Below are 19,156 nucleotides of genomic sequence, written 5' to 3' on the forward strand. Positions count from 1 at the left end.
CGCTTTGCGCGGCCGGTGACGCGGTCCTCCGCGTGTTCGCTCAACGGCTTGATGCGACTGATCCCGTGTCTCCACTGGAGGGCGCCCGGTATGTCAGCATGGCCGATTACGAAACGTCCGCTGACGAGGGCCGTCAGGGCGGTTGAGTCTGGAACCGGCACGTCGCAATGGCGAGAAGGTCAAACGAGGGAGTGTAAGGCGATGGTGCGCGTTGGTCCGCAACCACGGAGCGCCTCTCATTGCTACTACCGTTGCCAAGAAGCGAATCGCAGAGCGGCGTCTCAGGATAGAGCTCGTCCGCGGTTCCACCCTGAGGGGGTGCGTCATGGGACAGCAGGACGAGTCGAACGACACCGAGACCCAGGCATCACGCGATAGAATGAGCGCCTAGATGATCGTGAGCATCATCGCCACGACCGCGTGGCAGCCTCGTGTGGCATGTCGTTCCTGCTCCCTGCGGCTAACTCCTGCTTGTGGTAATCGTATCTAGGTTTGCGGCGGGAGCCGAGTGAACGCCTGATAGGATTCATAGGCGCGCATCAAGCCGTCGCGAAGCGACGTCGTCGCCCGCTAGCCGAGCTTGTCAAGGCGGCGGAGATCGAGCAGCTTGCGTGGCATGCCGCCGGGACGCGAGGTGTCGAAGCTGATCTCGCCTCGATAACCGATGACCTCGGCGACGAGGCGGGAGAACTCGGCGATGATGATGTCCTCGCCGCTCCCGATATTGACGAGCTCGGACTCAGAATAGCGCTTCATCAAACGGAGGCAGGCATTCGCCATGTCGTCGACATAAAGGAATTTGCGCGTGGCAAGCCGGTGTCCCTGACCACAACGTTTTTCGCGCCGGCAAGCGTCGCTTCGTGAAAGCGCCGGATCAGCGCGGCTACGACGTGGCTGTATTCTGGATGACAATTGTTGCCAAGGCCGTACAGAGTAGTCGGCATTACACTGACGAAGTCGCTGCCATACTGGCTGCGATAGGCCTCGGCCATCTTGATCCCGGCGATCTTTGCATGGCGTAGGGCTCATTGGTCGGCTCCAGCTGGCCTGTGAGTCCTCGCGAAGCGGCTGTGGCGCCAGCTTCGGATAGATGCAGGAGGAGCCAAGAAACATCAGCTTCTCGGCGCTATTCAGATGCGCGCCATGGGTCACGTTCGGCGCGATGGCAATATTATCGTAGATGAACTCAGCGCGCCGCGTATTGTTGGCGAGGATACCGCTGACTTTGGCCGCGGCAAGGAAAAACGACTTGCGGCGTCTTCTTTGCGAACCAGTCGAATACGGCGGCCTGGTTGCAGAGGTCGACCGTGCCGGTCGACAGTCACAAGTTCAACCTCCTCCTGCGCGAGCCGGCGCGCCAGCACGCTGCCGACCATGCCGCGATGACCGGCGACGTAGACGCGTGTGACCTTCAGCTCAAAGGAAGTGGCTGCCATTGTCGGCGTCCCGTTTTGCTTCGGCCAGATCACTCGCCATCATTTCCTGAACCAGTTGGACAAAGCTCCGCTTTGGCTTCCACCCGAGCTTGGTGCGCGCCTTGCTGGCATCGCCGACCAAAAGATCAACCTCGGTGGGGCGAAAATAGGTCGGATCGATGCGGACCACGGTCTTGCCGCTTCTAGCGTCGAGGCCGGTTTCCTCGACGCCCACGCCCCGCCATTCGATGCGGCGGCCGACCTGCGCGAAGGCCAGCTCGACCATCTCCCGCACGGAATGCATCTCTCCGGTGGCAAGCACGAAGTCGTCTGGCTTATCGGCCTGCAGGATCAAATGCATGCCCGCCACATAGTCGCGGGCATGGCCCCAATCCCGCTTGGCTTCGAGATTGCCAAGATAGAGCGCATCTTCCAGGCCGACCTCGATGCGCGCGACGGCACGCGTGATCTTGCGGGTCACGAAGGTCTCGCCACGGATCGGGCTCTCATGGTTGAACAGAATACCGTTGGAGGCGAACATGCCATAGGCTTCGCGGTAGTTTACCGTAATCCAGTAGCCATACAGCTTTGCGACGCCATAAGGCGAGCGTGGATAGAATGCGGTCGTCTCCTTCTGCGGAATCTCCTGCACCAGGCCATAAAGCTCCGAGGTCGAAGCCTGATAGAACCGCGTGTGCCTCTCCATTCCAAGAATGCGGACTGCTTCCAGGAGGCGCAGCACCCCGATTGCGTCCGCATTAGCGGTATATTCCGGGCTCTCGAAGCTGACGGCAACATGGCTTTGGGCGGCGAGATTGTAGATCTCAGTCGGCCGGATTTGCTGTATCAGGCGGATCAGATTGGTCGAATCCGTCATGTCGCCGTAATGCATCAGGAACGGGACCTTGCCGACATGCGGATCCTGGTAAAGGTGATCGACGCGCGCTGTGTTGAACGAGGACGAGCGGCGCTTGATGCCGTGCACAACATAGCCGAGCGACAGTAGATAGTCGGCGAGATAAGCCCCGTCTTGCCCGGTTACGCCGGTGATGAGAGCGACGCGCTCAGCCATATTCACAAATGCTCCCAAATGCCTCAGGGGCCTACCGACTTCCAGCAACGGCCGAAGCCTGTCCCTCTGACATATCGTCCGGCGTGGTCAACCTACTATGGCGCTAGTGCTCATATTCCGGGGAAGTGTGGCGGCGCGCCCTGGCTCCACCATCTCTCAGCCGTGGAGAAGTTGGCAAGGCGCTGTGTGGTGAAAGCAGCAAGGAATACCAAGTACGTTGGGGCCTGAATTAACGATCCTGGGAGGCCTGCATCCGGCATCAACCCGCGCGAGGTGAGCTCGGCGCCCTTCCCTCGTGTGCATAGAGAGGTCCAGCACAATGTGTGACCACCTTATCTCCAGGTATGGGCATCGGTAACTCATTTGAGAAATCTACTCCCGCCGCACCTTCATCCGCAGCACTCGCCTTCACCAAACAAGGTGCTTGGGATACGAACCGAGCCGGCTCCGTCGGAGAACGGCATAGGTCGGTGAGACATTACGACAGCAGTGTCGCACCCTCGCTTCGCGCGGAGTCCATTGGATGGCTTCGAACCGATGTCCAGATATGGCACCGAGGCGTTGTACCTGGTGACTGCTGAAGTAAGTGCTAGGCTCATTTAAGCCTTTCTTGGCGCTGGTGGGGCTTGACGTCCTGTGGCAAGCATCAAAAGGCCGGCTTCGCTGGCCGCCGCTCGTGAGGACCGGCGAGAGAGCGCGCATCTGGCGCGTGCTCGGCGGATGACCTTTCGGCTAAGATCAAGTGGCTTGGATCGTCCAAGCTAAATTCGATTACTTGGGGGACGACTAGGCTTGCGTAGCGCGAGAAAGCACTTGTCGACGGAAATCGGATAACGGTATGGCAGTAGGCCAGGAGGTACATTTCCACGAGAGCAGCGAATCCGCCCTCGACTCCAAGATCTGCAGTGTGCAGCGGGCCAGCATCGTTCGCTCGGAAGCGTTTGGGAATGCTGAAGAGCTCAGAATAGACAGCCGAAAGGTGATCAGCGACGCTGGGACTGTCAGTGCACAAAAAGAGCCTTGTCGGTCGTGTATGATGCAATGCTTTTGCCCGTTCAACTGCAGCGCATACCTGCTCCATAGCGACTCGTGGGTCGGTCCAATAAGGCCTATGACCCATAGTATCTTCACCGTTCCCGTGCCGAACGTGTATCCCGATTACATCGTGCCCCTCAAACGCTCGATGGTAAACATCGTCGATGCGACGCCTGATCTCCTGGCGTGGTGTGATGCTTTGGAATATGTTGCGCTCGGCCTCCTGATCACAGCCCCACATTAAGCAAGCGTCACAAACGATAGTATTCGCCTGGATATCCCTTGACGTTACCAACAACCTGCGCAGCTCATCACGCTCGTGGAAAATTTGGTCATCCGACCGGTAAACGCCGTCAATTGCAGGCCTGTTCCACCAATGTGGAAAAAACGGCCCAGGAAAGCAGAGTTGATTGATCTTATCGTCGCAGATAACGGGTACGCCCGAGATGTTGTCGAGCGGCTCAAAGAACACGCTGAAGGCGTTTGTAAAGGGGTCAGAGAGATAGCAAGATCCGCGCCAGTCAATGACCAAAGTGCGCCCTGTTCGCTTGGAGTATTGCCAGGCTGACGCGAGCGACCATAAGCAATCGCCGAAACCGGTGCGACGCCTGGAAATGACGAAGCGCTGTTGATGAGTCATCTTGAATCCATTGCTCCGGCAGTTGAATAAGTTGCTCACCCTGGACGGCAGGAAAGTACCGGCAGTGTTATCGTCCGCCAGGCCGTCGCGAGCCGTATGTTAGGTTGCGAGAGCTTGTCCGCTTCGCGACCAAGAGGTCGGTTATGGATTGCCGTTCGCTAGCTAGACAAAGAGATACCTATCAAGTCGCATGCGCCTGATCGCGCAGATCTCCCAGATTGTTGGCGGCGGGACGCAAGCAGATGCGGCGCTTTTCCCACAACTGCCGAAGTTCAAGGATGATTGCGTCGCGCCGCTCGCCCTTTACGTGAGCGAGAAGCTCGCCGAGGGCGGCGTCCCCTTTGATTCCATGCAGCAACTCGAATAGATCGGGCGAGATGCGCACAGCGCCGCCATCGGAGAAGGTGGTATAAGTCTCGCAGACGATCTCCCGACACTCTGCGGTGACGTGATCCGGGGTACGGCGAAGTGAAGTGTAGGCCGGTAAGGAAACGCGGAGCGCAGCCCAGTCCTCCGGCGTGGCGACGCGCTTCGTGATGAGAAGCGATCCGATCACGAGGGCGTCAAGATCTGTCGTAAGGAACGTGACCATTGCGTCGGTAACCGACTGCACGATCGGTTCGACATTGTTGTTGAAAGATGTATTGAGGAGGACAGGGACGCCCGTCCGCTTGTGGAATTGATTAATCAGCTCCCAGTACCGCGGGTTCGATCTACGTGACACCGTCTGCAGCCGTGCTGTACCATCGACGTGCGTAACCGCACCAAGCACACTTCGCTTGCAATCACGAACTTGAACGACAAAGTTCATGAACGGAAAAGCTCCCGCGGTCTTAGGAAGATCGAAAAACTCAGCGGCATGTTCCTCCAATACGGAAGGTGCAAACGGCCGGTAGCCCTCGCGTTTTTTAACGATGGCGTTTATGCGGTCCTTATTCTTTGCTGGTCTGGGGTCAGCAACAATGCTGCGGTTACCGAGGGCGCGCGGTCCAAATTCGGAGCGGCCTTGGACCCAGCCAACAACCGAACCGTTGGCTATCCATTCAGCTACCACGCTCGCCACGTTCGCGCTTCTTTGCACGTCGATATGCCCGCGCCATGCAGCAACCTCTCGCTCTACAGCATGGTCATCCCCAAGTGCCGGGCCCCAATAGACATGCTGAAGCCGCTCACGGGGTGCGGGACGTCCTTGTTCTTCGGAAACCATGAGAGCAGCGCCGAGTGCGCATCCAGCATCGTGCGCCGCGGGCTGCACGAAGATATCATCAAATAGTCCTGTATAGAGCAACTTACCGGTCATGGTGCAGTTGTGGGCGACACCACCAGCCAAGCATAGCCGCTTCATGCCGGTCACCTCACGGTAATGCCTGAGAACATGAAAAACAATACGTTCCAAGGCCTCCTGCAAGGCTGCACTAACATCTTTATGCTCTTGGGTGAACGGCATTCCCTTGCCGCGAACGTGTATGTCGTGCTCTAACGCCGGAGCGATGTCGTTCAAATGTATCTTGTAGCCACCGTTCTCCTTTAATTCGTAGAATTGCTGAAATAGTTCTCGGAAACGCGAGGAGTCCCCGTACGGAGCAAGGCCCATAACCTTGTACTCGTCGAACAAGCCATAACCGAGGCACTTGATTGCCTCTAAGTAAAACAATCCGAGGGAACCGTCCTCTGGGAAGGTATGTAGTTGAGTAAGACGACTTCCCGATCCAATGGCCACCATCCCGGAGAGGAAATCACCGCCGCCGTCGATTGCCAAGACTAGACCTTCGTCATAGCCGGACACAGCAAAAGCACTTGTTGCATGCGCATGATGGTGACTGACGAATGACAAGCGCGATGGCTCGATCTCTGTATCAAACTCCTGCGATAGCATAAGCTGTAGAAGGGTTCTGGCGTCGAGAGGGATGCCACTCTGCGTCTCCGAACCAAACAAAAGCCGAAGCATCGCGTTGCAATAGGACTCGGTTGCATAGAATGCGATGCGATCGATGTCCTTTAATTGCGCTCCCGCAGCAGCCAGGCAGTAGCGGATGGCCTGGGCGGGAAATTTGTTGGAATGCTTAATTCGGTTTAGGCGTTCTTCTTCAACCGCGGCTAACACACGCCCGTCACGCACCATGACAGCTGCGCCATCATGCAAGAATGTGTGCGAGAGTGCAGGTCGATATTCATGGACCTTATCCAATCCGCCGCTCAATCCAAGACACAGCATTCTATCCTCCAGCAAGTGTGGTAGTAATCATGATCTTTAGGGCGGCCGGGTAATGAAACGTCCGCGACGTTGAACGCGAATAGGCCGGCAAGCGCAGGCCGAGAAACAGGGTGTGCGTTCATTAAGCGGCTGGGCATCGTCAGTGTGATAAGCGTCGCCGAAATAGCTTTGCCGACAGTAAGAAGAGCAGTACTGCGTAAGCGAAAAGGACACCAACATGCGCGCCGATGCTATCGAGTGGTAGCCCGAGCATTGCAGGCCGTATTAGCGCAATCGAATGTTCCAAAGGTAACGCGGCTGCAGCCAACTGGAGAGCGGGCGGAAGGTGCGCAACGGGAAAGACTGCCCCGGATAGGAACACCATAGGGGTCGAGATGAGAGTCTGGTAGAACACAAAATAGTCGTAGCTTGGGGCAATCGCGACAACGACGAGCGCCGCGCTCGCGAACGCAAGGCCGGTGAGGGCGAGAGCGGGGAAACAATAGAACGTGGATAATAAGGTGCCATAGCCAAGCCCCGTAGCAACAAGCGCGATTCCGGTGCCCGCCAAAGTGGCCTTGCTTGCTGCCCAAACCAATTCACCGAGGAGGATATCACCCAGCGTGAGCGGAGTGCACATCATTGCGTCCCAGGTTCGTTGGCTGCGCATGCGAGCGAACGTTCCGTACAGAGTTTCGAAGCTTGCCGCGGTCATAGCGCTGGTTGCCACCATTCCGCCGACCAAGAAATCGACATATGAGTGACCGTCTACATTGCCGACAATCAGGCCGAGCCCAAAGCCGAGACCCAAGAGGTTGGTCAACGGGTCGGCCAAGTTGCCAAGCAGCGAAGCAGCGGCGGCCTTCCTCCATGCCAGATAGTTGCGGCGCCACACGCTGATCCAACTGAGTGCGTCCGATGGCAAGGCTGCTTTGGATATCGTCTTCATGCGTCTATCCTGTGTCCCGTCAACCGCAGGAAGACGTCTTCCAGGTTAGGCGGCCGCTCCAGAAGGCGCAGACCGGTGCATCCACGAAGCCGAAGCCGCACCGCCGCCTGATCCGGCGCGTAGCAAAACAGCGTCTCTCCCCTCACCTCGATGCGCGAAGCGTGAGGCTCTATTATCGCACGGAGCTCGAGTGGGTTTCCGCCGTAGACCTCGAGGACATCACAGCCAATCTGAGAGTCGATCAGAGCATTGGGCGCACCCTCGGCGATCTTACGTCCATTCTCTAGCACGCAGAGGCGATCGCAAAGTCGTTCAGCCTCTTCCATGAAGTGGGTCGTCAGCAGGATAGTCTTTCCTCGAGCGAGCAGAAGACGCAGGCGTTCCCAAATCAAGTGGCGGGCGTGGGGATCGAGGCTGGTCGTGGGTTCATCCATGATGAGCAGTTGTGGATCGTTGATCAGGGCACGGGCCAGCACGAGACGTCGCTTCATGCCGCCGGACAGATCCGCGACCCGTGACTCTGCTCTACCCTCAAGTCGCGCAAATTCGAGCAGCGAAGGCACAGCCTCCTCACTTTCGCGCGTATTCAGTCCAAAGTACCGTCCAAATATGAGGAGATTTTCGCGCACAGTGAACGCATCCTCGAGATTATCAACTTGTGGGACGACGCCGATGCCCGCGCGCGCCAAACGGGCGCGTGCCGGCACCTGCTCACCCAAAACAGTGATCCGGCCGGCATCGGGCGATATGAGGCCGAGGATCATCCGAACGATCGTGCTTTTACCCGCCCCATTTGGACCGAGTAGCCCGAAACACTCTCCCTTAGCGACGCTAAAGGTCAGACCCCGTACGACGCCTCGATCATGATAAGTCTTTTGGACGTCAGTCAGTTGAATCGCTGGATTGGACATAGGCTGTCTTAGTCAGTGACCAGAGCGGAATTGGATAATGTCAGACCAGCTTCGACGGATCGTTGCCAGAGAAAGCCGTCGCACCAAACATGGTCGACGCGACCCCAGTCACAAGCGCTAGCAACATCAGGAAAAAACCCCCGGCCAGGATGGTTGGCGCTCGTGTTGCAGAGCAGCGGAATTCCTGTAAGTTTCTCATACTCGACCAGAAGAGCAGCGATCTTTTGCGGAGACGTTCGGGAGATTGTTTGCAATCGGGCAGAACCATCCAGGTGCACGATAGCGGGAACTTTTGTCCGCCATTCGCGACGGGTTTGATGGTCGAAGAGCATGTAAGGATCTGGGCTGCCGGGATCGAAAATTTCAGCAGCCCGGTCCTCGAGGCAAATAGGAGCGACGGGACGAAATCGTTCCCGTAGCTTGATATCGTTCAGAAGGTCTTTCATCTCCTTGGAGGTTGCAGCCGCAATAATACTGCGGCCGCCGAGTGCTCTGGGTCCGAGCTCCGCGAGGCCGGTGAGGAACACTACGGGCTTGCCTGTAGCGATGAGAGCCGCAAGCTCTACGATGGTACAGGGCAAAGCCTCCCATTGGCCTGATGGGTTGCTTCCGGTCAAGGCCGGTCCGCTGTGAACTGACCACTCCAAAGGAGTCAAAGCGTTTGGCTCGGCCATGGCGGCGCAAGCCGCGCCAATTGCTGAGCCGCTATCATTTGGAAACGGGGGTACCCAAACTGAATCAAACAATCCCGTCGCGCGCAGAGCACTATTCCACTTTATATTAAGTCCACACCCTCCAGCGATGCACAGGTGCCGTAAGCCCGGAAGACCTGAGTGCCGTAGCAGAGCAAGTCCTATTTCTTGCTCCAGCAGCCGCTCCAGAAAAACGTGAAAAGATGCGAGTACATCTTCGGAAGGCGTACCGGTGAGCCGACGACCGCATGCCTCGAAAAACCAGTCAGTGGCGGCAAGTAAGGCTTCAGGATCGTTTATGCTGGCACGGTAAGCGCGAGCACGCTCGGAAGGACCGGCTAGACACGCTTCATACATCTCTTGAAAGACTGCCAGAATGCCCTCATCGAGAGCGCCTAGCCCGATATACGCCATAAGCTTACCTGCGACACCAAGATCCCAGCCTGCCCTGCTGGCTTGACGATAGGGCCCGAAGTGCTGCCCAGCGATAGCATAGGCATGGCCGATGAAAGGGAAAAGAGTGTCGAGGAAGCGGGCTCCGGTCGGATCTACATGATACAGGCGCGGAAAGATGCAGCCGTCCCACACTAAGCACAATGCAGGGGCTCGGGCTTTGGCGAAAGCACTGGTACAGTAAGCGCCGGCCACGTGGCCGGCTACGTGAGCATAGCTATGATAACGTAAAGGCACCCGATCGAGGACGAGGCCCGACCCGGCATAGGGCGTGAGGAGCGTGTTTTCGTGGGACTCGATATATGGCGCTCCCTTAATGGTGAGCGGCACCCCTTCACTTAGGACATCAAATTGCGAGTGCGTCAGCCCGTCCCAGCCGTCGATGACAAATCGGTCAACATCCGTGGGCCTTAAGCCGTGTTCGGCCAGCGCGAGAGTGACTGCGCAGAGGTCGGTGATGGCTTGATAGCGTGGATTATTGGCTCTCTTTTCTTGCTCTATGCAGAAGAGCAAGCGCCCATCTTCCACAACGGCAACCGCTCCGTCATGTGTCAGCTTGATTCCACAGATTCGCATAGTCACTCCGTGTTCGCCGCAGCGAATGCACTAGTCTGGCAAGTTCGACTTAGTGCGAAAAGACGCAATCAAACAATCTTCGTCGATGCTCGCGCCACGGCATTGTACGCGCTCAGTCTCGACCAGATGTTCATTCAAAACATCAAGCATTGTTTCGGCACCCGCAGGATGCCCCCAACGCTGACAAGAGGCGTCACGCGCTGATCCGAAAACGAGCCGTCCGCTGGGCGCCAGCATTCGCGTGAGCTTCTCGATGGCGTCACCCATCTGGCCGGTATCTTCAAGATAATAAAGCACTTCCGCCACCACGATCAGGTCGAATGGATTAGTTGCGTTGAGGTCCCGCACGTCAGAGATGTGCCAGGCGATATGAGGCCATTGAGCTTGCTCCCTTGCTCGAGTGATCGCACGCGGCAGAACGTCGATTGCTACGAGTTGCTGGCAGTGGGGCGCCAGCTTTGCCGTGAAGACGCCCGCTGCGCAACCCACCTCAAGCGCGTTACCGACCGCGCCTTCCGCGAGGCACAGACGGAGCAAGTGCGCGTGGCGCTCTTGCTCGAATGGGTTCGCGTTGAGCCGCCACGGGTCGTCCGCCTCCATCTCCCGCTCGAGCAAGCGCAGTACCTTATCGAATGTCATTCACCCTTCCTTACTTTAGTGCGCTTGTTTTCGCCGCGTTTGAGCGCGGTCCTAGATCACAGGCCGAGCGTTGGAGCGCCTTAACGGGTGGTCCCCTCCCCGGTGACCGCCAGCGCTGCCGGCTGTCGCCGAGCGGCATCATGGTGACAGGCGTCACGTTCGTGGATCGTTTCCGGAGCCCCGCAGAGTGATGCCGGAGGCGTCGTACGGGAGAGCCAGTTACTGTTATCCAATGTACACAATGCATAGGCTTTCAAGGGAAGCACTAGGAACAGATTGATTGGCGTGTGCAACGCGAAGCCAAGAAATCGCACCTCACGAGCACGAATCGCCGCTGTGGTGCACCGCATCAGCGTTAGCGATGAAATAGCAACGATCGTCAACCATGGTATGGTGTGCGTGGTCGCAAGCTGAGCGAGCCCGGTCATTATGGACAGAGCCAAAAGAAGAGGGCCAAGGTTCTGTCCGATAACATCTAATGTGAGATAGCCATTAAGATGAGGCAGCAGCCGCAGTGCTAGCAGCGTGTCGCGGAACGTACTGCGTGCCCAGCGTAGTTGTTGACGCAAATAAGGTCCGAGCCTGTCGGGAACGACGGTTGCGGCTATCGCATCTGGAACGTATTCAGTTCGAAACCCTGCCTGCAGCATAAGTATTGTGAGGTGACGATCCTCGCCGAAATCACTGGGCTTCCCGCGGAAATATTGCGTTTCATACTTGTCGAGCAGCGATGTAAGAGCCGAACGGCGATACATGGCGCAGGGTCCGCAGCAGCACATAACAGCACCGAAGCTGGCTTGTGCAGCGCGTTCTTCGTTACAAGCAAGCCAGTACTCCATGTCGATGAGCCGCGTGAGCCAAGTGCGATCCCGATTGGTCGCGACCAGATGGCCCATAGCGGCACCAACTTCCGGCTCGTGCATGCTAGCTGCTAGTTTTGTGACGACATCGACTGCGAGCGTCGTATCAGAGTCGACGTTGAGAACCAGGTCTCCAGATGACTGCCGGATGGCACAAATCTGCGCCTTCCTCTTGCCTACGTTCTTTCGCAGAATGATAAAGCGAAATCGTGTATCTTGCGCGTAAGCGTCGTGGACAGCTTTGACAGCAGCGAGGTTTTGAGAGCCATCGTCAACGACATAGACGCGCAGTCGTCCAGTAAAATCCTGGGCGGCAATCGAGCCTAAGCACGCCGACAGGGTGTCTGGCGTTTCATTGTAGCAAGGAACGATAACGTCGACACTGGGCATCGTTTCGTGATCGACGTCCGTGAGTGGCGGCGATGAGGCCCGGCTCTTTATTGCATAGATCATTTGAGCGCTCTTATAAAACGCTGAAAGGATTGTGTATGATCCAATCGCGGCAGTGCTGGCGGTCACAAGCAGGCTCATTCTGGTCTCAGTGAAAGTGAGGAATGGGACGAATTGCAAAGCCGCGACTGTGCAATGCGGGAATTAGCTGGCTGACGGCGCATACTGTCTGATCGCGCAGCCTTTGATCATGACCCCAATTGCGTTCATCGGGAGGGCAGCCATCGTGCAAAAGAACAATGGCTCCAGGTTGGATGGAGCTCAGTACCGCGCTGACGATCGCATCCGCACCAGGCCGAGACCAGTCGCGAGGGTCTACAGACCAGTGAAGTGCGCCGAGCCCAGCGCTCGCGGCGCAGGAGAGCACATGTTCGGTCCAGAGCCCATATGGCGCACGCACATGTCGGAGCCGAGCCTCCGGGCAAGCCGACTTAATGGCACAGTTCGCGTGTGCAATCTCCGACGCGACTTTCGTTGGCTCGCATTTCGAGAGATCGGGATGGTTCATGGTGTGGTTTGCGAGTTCGTGTCCGTCGGAAACTATCCTGCGCGTAATGTGCGGATGTTCTGCTGCATATCTGCCGATGACGCAGAACGTCGCCGGCACGTTATGTTGGGAGAGGATGTCTAAGATGTGCGGGGTATAAAAAGAGTGCGGCCCGTCGTCGAACGTCAAGTGGACGCTTGGTGAGTCAGCATACTGCCTGCCATCGCCAACGCTTGTTAAGTGCATAGAGAGGCCTGTCACAGTTCGGGCCCGTTTCGCTCAATTGTCGTTCCGGGCGGCCATTCGCTCAACGGCTTTCCGACAGGCAAAACGACGAGAAGAGCGTCGTCTGTTCGCGTGGGCGGCAAAGCAGGATAGACCTCCGCCAGCGTAGAACGGACGCGTATACCCGGAATGATCGAGGCCAGCCCTGGGCGATCGAGCAACCTCGTGATGTGCGTTTTGAGCGCATGACGGACTGTGCCAAATCCGAAAGGAACGCCCATCAGGTGTAGTGTAGGATACATTGCGCGTACAGAGTGTGGCACTCCCAGACCCTCTAGGTCGGGGCGTACCGCGTACAATCCGAGTTCGGCCACCAACACGTCGGCATCGCCGACCTTGATGAACCGTCGCAGCGCGCCAAGATGAGCCGCAACGCCCCTGCTGTCGTAGCCGACACATCGGAGCTCGGGCCTCGCACCCGCCCAGCTCCGATAGCCCTCAAAGGGACGTGCATTGAACGTTCCGGTCGGTCCGTAAGCCGCTCGTAAGAATGCCGAGAGCTGGATATGATCCGATAGCTCCAACTCATTCTCCCAGCACGTCCGCCACTGTATTGGGGGGCGCATCGACCCATCTCCTACGTTTGGCTTCATTGCCGTGTATGCATGAGGTGAGGCGCTACAGCAGGGTGCGCACGGAATCGAGCGCACGGGGCTGCTGCAGGCGCTCTCCTGCGGTTCGGCGAAGAACGACTTGGGAATGCGGCGCAATGCGTAGCAGGCCGCGGGAGCCCTACAGGAATCCTGCTAGAAAGAAGGTGGGTGCGGTCAGGTTGTACAATATACGATGGTATATCGGCGTCCTTTCGCGGACATATCGGCGTCCTGCGAGTTGCGAGACAAAGCACCTCTGATGTATTACTCGCCTTAAAGATGTTTGATGGGGTGATCGAGGTGGTTTGAATGTGTGAACTGGTACGGGCTACTAATGTAAGACATGGCGCGCTCGAACTGGGATAGCGCCTGTTGCTGTTTGCAAGGGGCACGCATGGTGGTGTCGATTGGATGGGGCGCGCTGTCCGATTGATCGTTGTAAAGAGCCCATTGCCGCTTGATAACTGGGTCGCGAGACCAAGGGGTCTGCAGGGCTGAGACCATATGTGAGCTTCAAGAAATGCCTGGGGCGGTGTCGCTATGATTCGCGGTTCACTATGTTCAATGCGCAGCGCCACGATCGTGGTCTCCAAAATCTAACGTGTTGCGTCGGACACGTCACTTTTATTCCATCGTGGCGCGCGCGGGTAAAATCGATTGTTTAGATGAGTTACATCTACACTGCGGATGAATGAACAATGCGGTTTCGTGGCCTAGATCTAAATCTGCTCGTCGCTCTTGATGCCCTGATAGCAGAGCGTAACTTGACGGCAGCAGCACGCAGCATCAACTTGAGCCAGCCCGCAATGAGTGCGGCGGTCGCCCGCCTGCGTGCGTATTTCAAGGACGAGTTGTTCACGATGAGCGGCCGTGAACTTGTCCTGACCCCACGCGCAGAGGCTCTCGCCTCACCTACTCGCGAAGCGTTACTGCACATTCAGCTTTCCATCACGTCTCGCGAGCCCTTTAGGCCGGACGAATCAAATCGCCGTTTTCGCCTTTGCATGTCCGATTTCGCGGCTATCGTGCTTATTCGCAAGGTGATTGAGCGCGTCGCGCGAGAGGCGCCCGGCATCAAATTCGAGCTGATGCCACTGGCCGATCCATTCGACCACCCCCTTCAGCGGGGTGCGGTCGACTTTATCATTCTTCCCGACGTGTACACGACGGATGAGCATCCGAAGGCCACGCTATTTGATGAGACGCTGGTTTGCGTGGGCTGCCGTTCCAACAAGCGATTGGCGCGACCGCTGACGTTCTCAAGCTACATGTCCATGGGGCACGTTGCTGTCCGGTTCGGCCGTTCTCGCGTCCCGTCAATCGACGAATGGTTCATGCAGGAGCATCGAGTTAAGCGGCGCGTGGAGGTCGTGGTTCAGGGCTTCAGCATGATGCCCCACATGCTCGTCGGGACGAACCGGGTAGCGACCATGCCGGCAACGTTGGTGCGGCATTTCGCAAAATCGCTACCCTTGCGCGTTGCAAAGCTTCCCCTGCCGTTGCCTGGCTTTACGGAGACGCTGCAATGGCCTGCACTGCACAACAATGAGCCTGCAAGCAAGTGGATGCGCCAGGTCTTGCTTGAGGAAGCCGCTCGCCTCGGTTCGTCACAGGAGGAACCAAGCCTGGCTCCTGAGTAGCGCGTCCCCCAATTGGGGCCGTTCAGACGCGGCGGAGCATGTCGCGCTAAGCCTTCAATTACTGGCCTCCACGTGACACGGGTTGGCCGCAGCAAATGACCCGCATGCCCTTGTTGGTCGTCGGAAACGGTGTCGCGCAGCGGCGTCCAGACAGGCGACGGCCCCACTCTGATTGCCGCCGAGCGCGCCGTTCGAGCAGAGGTACTCACATGTCGACTTTACCCGGAGGTCGGTTCAGATGGTTGGGTAGCTCGTCTAGCCGGACATCTGCGTCGACATTCTGAGCGAGGCGGCGCAGCAGATCGCGGACGGCGGTTGCGCGCATCACTTCGCGCTCTGCACGTTCCAGCTGCTCGCTCAACAAACGCGAAAGAGACGAGCGTCCTTCAAGAGCGCTCCGGATTTCCTGAAGCGAAAGGCCGAGCCGGCGAAGTGCGACTATGTGGTAAACGCGTGTCAAACTGTCGGCGTCGTACATGCGATGGCCGCCGCACGTACGCTGAGAAGCAGTGAGCAGTCCTGTCTGCTCATAGTGACGCAATGCCCGCACCGTGACGCCGGTGGCATCTGCAAGTTCACCAATGCGCCGCCACCGACGCTTATAGAATGAAGGCCTGTTCATAGCCGGACCTGTACAACCTGACGCCAGGGGAGGTTCAAGCGCTTTCGGACCGCTTGCCTGGCAGGGCGGCGGCGTGTCGTAGATCGAACGAAGCTTGCGATACGCGGGTGTTGCGGCAGGCCATGTAGCGCAATATTGCGCTAATAGCGCATCCGGCCTGAACTACGTTGAGGGCGCTACAAGCTGCATCAGCCTGACAAATGAACGCAGATCGTCCGCGGCGGACGTGCGTTCAAGAATGAGCGTCGCGAGTGCTGTGCGATTCGCAGGAGTTCGCATGCAATCGGGGAGCGCAACGACGGCCTCATCAAGAAGACGTCCGAGCATTAAGAGGTCTTCGGGAGTATAGATGCGGCCTGGCATATGCAACGTGGTCCCTTAGCTTGTATTCAAATCCGTCACGTCGGCGCGGCTCCTTACAAAGGGGTTTGGCTGCTATGAGGCAGAACGGAGACGGACCTGGGGCGCGTAGGACCGGAGACTTGAAAAAACGCAGGCTCCTCGGCCCGGGCACGGAGAAGCTCTCAGGTGCCCCCGCCTAGAGGAGCGAGTTTAAGCGACAACGCCCCGCCGAAGCGGCCGATCGCGCGGTGCCGGTCACTGGGAGGGAGACCTCATCCTTGGTCTTGGCAGCTCGGTGATCGGCACGCTGGTTGAGCGTACGACGCGCTTCACGATGCTGCTGCATCTTCCCCGGGTTGCGGGGCATGGCGAAGCTCCGCGCATGAAGAATGGGCCTGCTCTCGCAGGGCACGGAGCTGAAGCGGTGCGCGGCGCGATTACGCGCACCATCATCAGCTTGCCCGAAGAGCTGCGTCGTTCGCTGACCTGGGATCAGGGAGCTGAAATGGCTCAGCACGATCGTCTTAAGATCGACGCGGGTGTCCAAATCTACTTCTGCGATCCGCAAAGCCCATGGCAGCGTGGCACCAACGAGAACACAAATGGGCTGCTGCGTCAGTACTTCCCGAAAGGCACCGACCTGAGCGGCCACAGCGCCGACGAGATCGCCGCTGTGGCCGCGGCCCTCAATGCTCGACCGAGAAAAACCCTGGGTTAGAAAACGCCGGCAGAGGCCCTTGACGAGTTGCTATCGTGAGTGAACACAATCTGTGTTGCGACGACCGCTTGAATCCGCCTTGAACGCCGCGATCGGAATGGTGGATCAGGCCGGCACTTGGCCGCCGCGCCGCGATCGCCATCCGCAACGCCGCCAAGGCCAGCTCGGCGCGCAAATGATCCGCCATCGCCTAGCCGACAATCCTGCGGCTGTACAGATCCATGACGGCAGCCAGATAGAGCCAGCCCTGATCGGTCTCGATGTAGGTGATATCGGCCAGCCAGATCCGGTTCGGCGCAGTGGCGATGAAGTTGCGGTCGAGCAGATTGGGGGCGATCGGCAGGTCGTGGCGGCTGTCGGTGGTCCGCACCCGACGTGGCCGCGCCATGATGGCCCTGCTGCCGTGACGCCGCATCAACCGCTCGATGCGACCACGGCTCGCCCCGCGGCCCTGATCCTTCAACTCGGCATGGATACGCGGGCTGCCATAACGCCCGCGGGTGTCGCGGTGGACCCGCCTGATGTCGTCGACGAGGTCACGATTGGCAGCAGATCGTCGGCTCCCCGGGCGCGAGCGCCAGGCATAATGCGCAGCCGCTCGTTCTCTCGCTGCAAACGCGCGATCTCTGCCGCGTGGTCCGCCGACGGCAGCGTCGCCCGCGTCGTGGGGCGCCGCGCCGCCGCCGTCGGCTGCAGCCGAACCCCTCGCTGCTCCACCCACCGCCGCAGCACGGACTCTCGCAAGCCAAGCTCCTTGGCAACAGATCCGATCGAGCGCCAACTCGATGTTACGAGATCAACCGCTTGCCGCTTGTAGTCGTCCGTAAGCGACCGACGCTGACGTCCTTCCATCCGACACCTCCTGGCTCTTCGAGCCTACTACAGGTGTCCATCAATTCGGAGGAGGTTCACGGGTGCAACAAGGGAGATCGGTAATATCCGGAGCCAATGTGCGGTGTGGCACCGGGCTGTTTCTGATCGGTGCGGCATTCAGCGGCAGAGGCTCAACAGGTCATTTGAACAGGCCGGGGGGCAGGCGGTTTGCTTTTGGCGGCCCTGTGGCGAAAGGAGTGATCTGTGAACGGCGGCATTATTGGTTCGGATTGTGTGTGCTTCCAGCTGATTAATGTCGGTCTGCAGGAGCGGCCTTGGGATAAACCACTTGAATCGACCGCAGGGTCAGGTTGTACACGGAAAAGGTGGAAGCGCACAGGCGTGCCGAGTGAGCTCGATTGGTAAGCAATGGCTATGGCGATCGCGCTAGATGCTGTCGGTTAGGGCTGCATTTTGACGCCTTGCTGTGTGACAGCCTCGAGTGTCTTCAACCGAACCCATAGAGCCCAATGTGGGGCACTGTGACCGGCTTTGAACAAACCAAGAGGTGAGGTGCGGCTGGTCCGCAACAGAGATAGGGAAAGCAGCGCGACCTGCGGCAGCAGGCGGATGTCGGGCTGCATAGAGGAGGATCTGGATGTCAGGTGACGAGGAATACCTTCATCGACATGCTATGGCAGACAGGAGTCTCGCGGAAGGCAGATCCGCCGGGATCGCTGCGTACTCGCTGCCATGCGTGAACCTCAACAGGAACGAAAACCCGTTCCCGATGCCTGACGTAGTCATGCGGGCTGCGTTTGCCGCGATTGGAACCCACAATAGGTATCCGGAGGAGGACAGCGGCGGCTTACGATCAGCGGCCGCGCGAGCCTATGGGGTCTCTGTCGAGCAGGTGATCGCAGGAAATGGCTCATCGGAGATTCTCGCACTTATTTACCGGGGGTTTCTTGCCGCTGGCGATACTGTCGGAATGTTGTCGCCCGGCTTTTCGTTCAATCATAAATTGGCGGCGGTGAACGGAGCGCGCTTGCTTGAAGTTGATTGGGCCGATCACAATGCTCTGCCGGCGAGCCAAAGTGTTCGGCAGGCGGCAGGAGACGCAAAGTTCATCGTGCTCGCCAACCCAAATAACCCAACAGGGACATTCGTTCAGATCGCGGAAATTGAGCGACTGGTCGCTGAAACGGATCAGCTTATCGTGCTCGATGAGGCGTATGTCGACTTTGCTCCAGACAATGCACTGGGTCTGATCGACCGATATCAGAATCTTCTGCTGCTAAGGACGTTTTCGAAGAGTTACGCTGCAGCGGGCCTTCGCATCGGCTTTGGCCTCGGTAACCCGCGGGTGATTGCAAGACTGCGTAGCATACAGAACCCTTTCAACATGAGCGTGATTAGCCAGTCCGTTGGCGTCAGCATCCTCGAGCATCGTAATGCCTACGATCAGTGCATTGAATGCATTGTTCAGGAAAGGGAGAGAACTATGGTGGCGCTGTCGGCGCTTGGATTCTATGTCCTGCCATCACATGCAAACTTTGTATTGGCTCGCGTACCGCTTGGGTACGACGGTAGATGGTGGCAGCAAGCCTTAGAGAGGAAGAATGTGAACGTTGCGGTGTTTCCCGAGGGGGACCTTGGGGGCTTCATAAGAATCTCAATAGGTGCGGCGGAGCAGATGGACACCTGTTTATCTGTGGTCAGTGGCATTGCTGGGGGGCTGATCTGATTAATGAGAACGATTTCGTCAAA

Annotated in this window: 15 protein-coding genes and 3 pseudogenes; 3 read left to right on the forward strand and 15 right to left on the reverse strand. The window is 58.0% G+C overall.

Translation table 11 applies throughout. The features are described from left to right. Positions 1-486 precede the first annotated feature (486 nt). From XH89_RS39425 to XH89_RS39475, 11 genes and pseudogenes are all read right to left on the reverse strand, one after another. A pseudogene (locus tag XH89_RS39425) lies at positions 487-1,436 on the reverse strand (GDP-L-fucose synthase family protein). After that, a complete protein-coding gene (gmd, locus tag XH89_RS39430) occupies positions 1,417-2,487 on the reverse strand; it encodes a GDP-mannose 4,6-dehydratase (RefSeq protein ID WP_128929910.1) in 1,071 nt (356 codons plus the stop codon). The pseudogene XH89_RS39425 and the gene gmd overlap by 20 nt, the downstream one beginning before the upstream one ends. Positions 2,488-3,133: 646 nt before the next feature. Then, a complete protein-coding gene (locus XH89_RS39435) occupies positions 3,134-4,162 on the reverse strand; it encodes a nodulation protein NodZ (protein ID WP_128929909.1) in 1,029 nt (342 codons plus the stop codon). A 181-nt stretch (positions 4,163-4,343) separates the two neighbouring features. Continuing rightward, a complete protein-coding gene (locus XH89_RS39440; protein WP_128929908.1) occupies positions 4,344-6,377 on the reverse strand; it encodes a carbamoyltransferase in 2,034 nt (677 codons plus the stop codon). 139 nt (positions 6,378-6,516) lie between these two features. Next, positions 6,517-7,305 (reverse strand): ABC transporter permease, encoded by a 789-nt coding sequence (locus XH89_RS39445; protein ID WP_128929907.1) that lies wholly within the window; start codon positions 7,303-7,305, stop codon positions 6,517-6,519. Continuing rightward, positions 7,302-8,216, reverse strand: a complete 915-nt coding sequence (gene nodI, locus XH89_RS39450; protein WP_128929906.1) for a nodulation factor ABC transporter ATP-binding protein NodI — start codon at positions 8,214-8,216, stop codon at positions 7,302-7,304. The genes XH89_RS39445 and nodI overlap by 4 nt, the downstream gene beginning before the upstream one ends. Before the next feature lie 8 nt (positions 8,217-8,224). Beyond that, complete coding sequence (gene nodU, locus XH89_RS39455; RefSeq protein ID WP_128930192.1) at positions 8,225-9,937, reverse strand: nodulation protein NodU; 1,713 nt, start codon at positions 9,935-9,937, stop codon at positions 8,225-8,227. A 30-nt stretch (positions 9,938-9,967) separates the two neighbouring features. Beyond that, entirely contained in the window at positions 9,968-10,576 is a 609-nt protein-coding gene (locus tag XH89_RS39460; RefSeq protein ID WP_128929905.1) for an SAM-dependent methyltransferase, read from the reverse strand. An 80-nt stretch (positions 10,577-10,656) separates the two neighbouring features. After that, the gene (gene nodC, locus XH89_RS39465) at positions 10,657-11,967 is read right to left on the reverse strand and encodes a chitooligosaccharide synthase NodC (RefSeq protein ID WP_128929904.1); all 1,311 of its coding nucleotides are present in this window, start codon (positions 11,965-11,967) and stop codon (positions 10,657-10,659) included. A gap of 7 nt (positions 11,968-11,974) precedes the next feature. Next, on the reverse strand, positions 11,975-12,619 hold the full coding sequence (nodB, locus tag XH89_RS39470) for a chitooligosaccharide deacetylase NodB (RefSeq protein ID WP_128930191.1): 645 nt from the start codon (positions 12,617-12,619) through the stop codon (positions 11,975-11,977). An 11-nt stretch (positions 12,620-12,630) separates the two neighbouring features. Then, positions 12,631-13,224 (reverse strand): NodA family N-acyltransferase, encoded by a 594-nt coding sequence (locus XH89_RS39475; RefSeq protein ID WP_128929903.1) that lies wholly within the window; start codon positions 13,222-13,224, stop codon positions 12,631-12,633. A gap of 725 nt (positions 13,225-13,949) precedes the next feature. Between XH89_RS39475 and XH89_RS39480 the strand changes: the two genes are divergently transcribed. Next, a complete protein-coding gene (locus XH89_RS39480) occupies positions 13,950-14,891 on the forward strand; it encodes a LysR family transcriptional regulator (RefSeq protein WP_128929902.1) in 942 nt (313 codons plus the stop codon). 205 nt (positions 14,892-15,096) lie between these two features. Here the strand turns inward: XH89_RS39480 and XH89_RS39485 are convergent, their stop codons facing one another. After that, the gene (locus XH89_RS39485) at positions 15,097-15,513 is read right to left on the reverse strand and encodes a MerR family transcriptional regulator (RefSeq protein ID WP_128929901.1); all 417 of its coding nucleotides are present in this window, start codon (positions 15,511-15,513) and stop codon (positions 15,097-15,099) included. Between the two features lie 560 nt (positions 15,514-16,073). Here XH89_RS39485 and XH89_RS39490 point away from each other — a divergent pair. Then, positions 16,074-16,612, forward strand: a pseudogene (locus XH89_RS39490) (IS30 family transposase); the annotation flags it as partial. Between the two features lie 151 nt (positions 16,613-16,763). Here the strand turns inward: XH89_RS39490 and XH89_RS42255 are convergent. From XH89_RS42255 to XH89_RS42265, 3 genes and pseudogenes are all read right to left on the reverse strand, one after another. Further along, complete coding sequence (locus XH89_RS42255) at positions 16,764-16,961, reverse strand: DDE-type integrase/transposase/recombinase (RefSeq protein ID WP_167506288.1); 198 nt, start codon at positions 16,959-16,961, stop codon at positions 16,764-16,766. A gap of 45 nt (positions 16,962-17,006) precedes the next feature. Then, positions 17,007-17,051 (reverse strand): annotated as a pseudogene (locus XH89_RS42260) (hypothetical protein); the annotation flags it as partial. Then, positions 17,033-17,425: a transposase gene (locus XH89_RS42265; protein ID WP_128929899.1), complete on the reverse strand. Its 393-nt coding sequence runs from the start codon at positions 17,423-17,425 to the stop codon at positions 17,033-17,035. The gene XH89_RS42265 and the pseudogene XH89_RS42260, both read right to left, overlap by 19 nt. A gap of 655 nt (positions 17,426-18,080) precedes the next feature. Here XH89_RS42265 and hisC point away from each other — a divergent pair. After that, positions 18,081-19,133, forward strand: coding sequence for a histidinol-phosphate transaminase (hisC, locus tag XH89_RS39505; RefSeq protein WP_232995662.1), 1,053 nt, complete (start codon positions 18,081-18,083; stop codon positions 19,131-19,133). Positions 19,134-19,156: the final 23 nt, after the last annotated feature.

Source organism: Bradyrhizobium sp. CCBAU 53340, assembly GCF_015291645.1.
Taxonomy (GTDB): Bacteria; Pseudomonadota; Alphaproteobacteria; order Rhizobiales; family Xanthobacteraceae; genus Bradyrhizobium.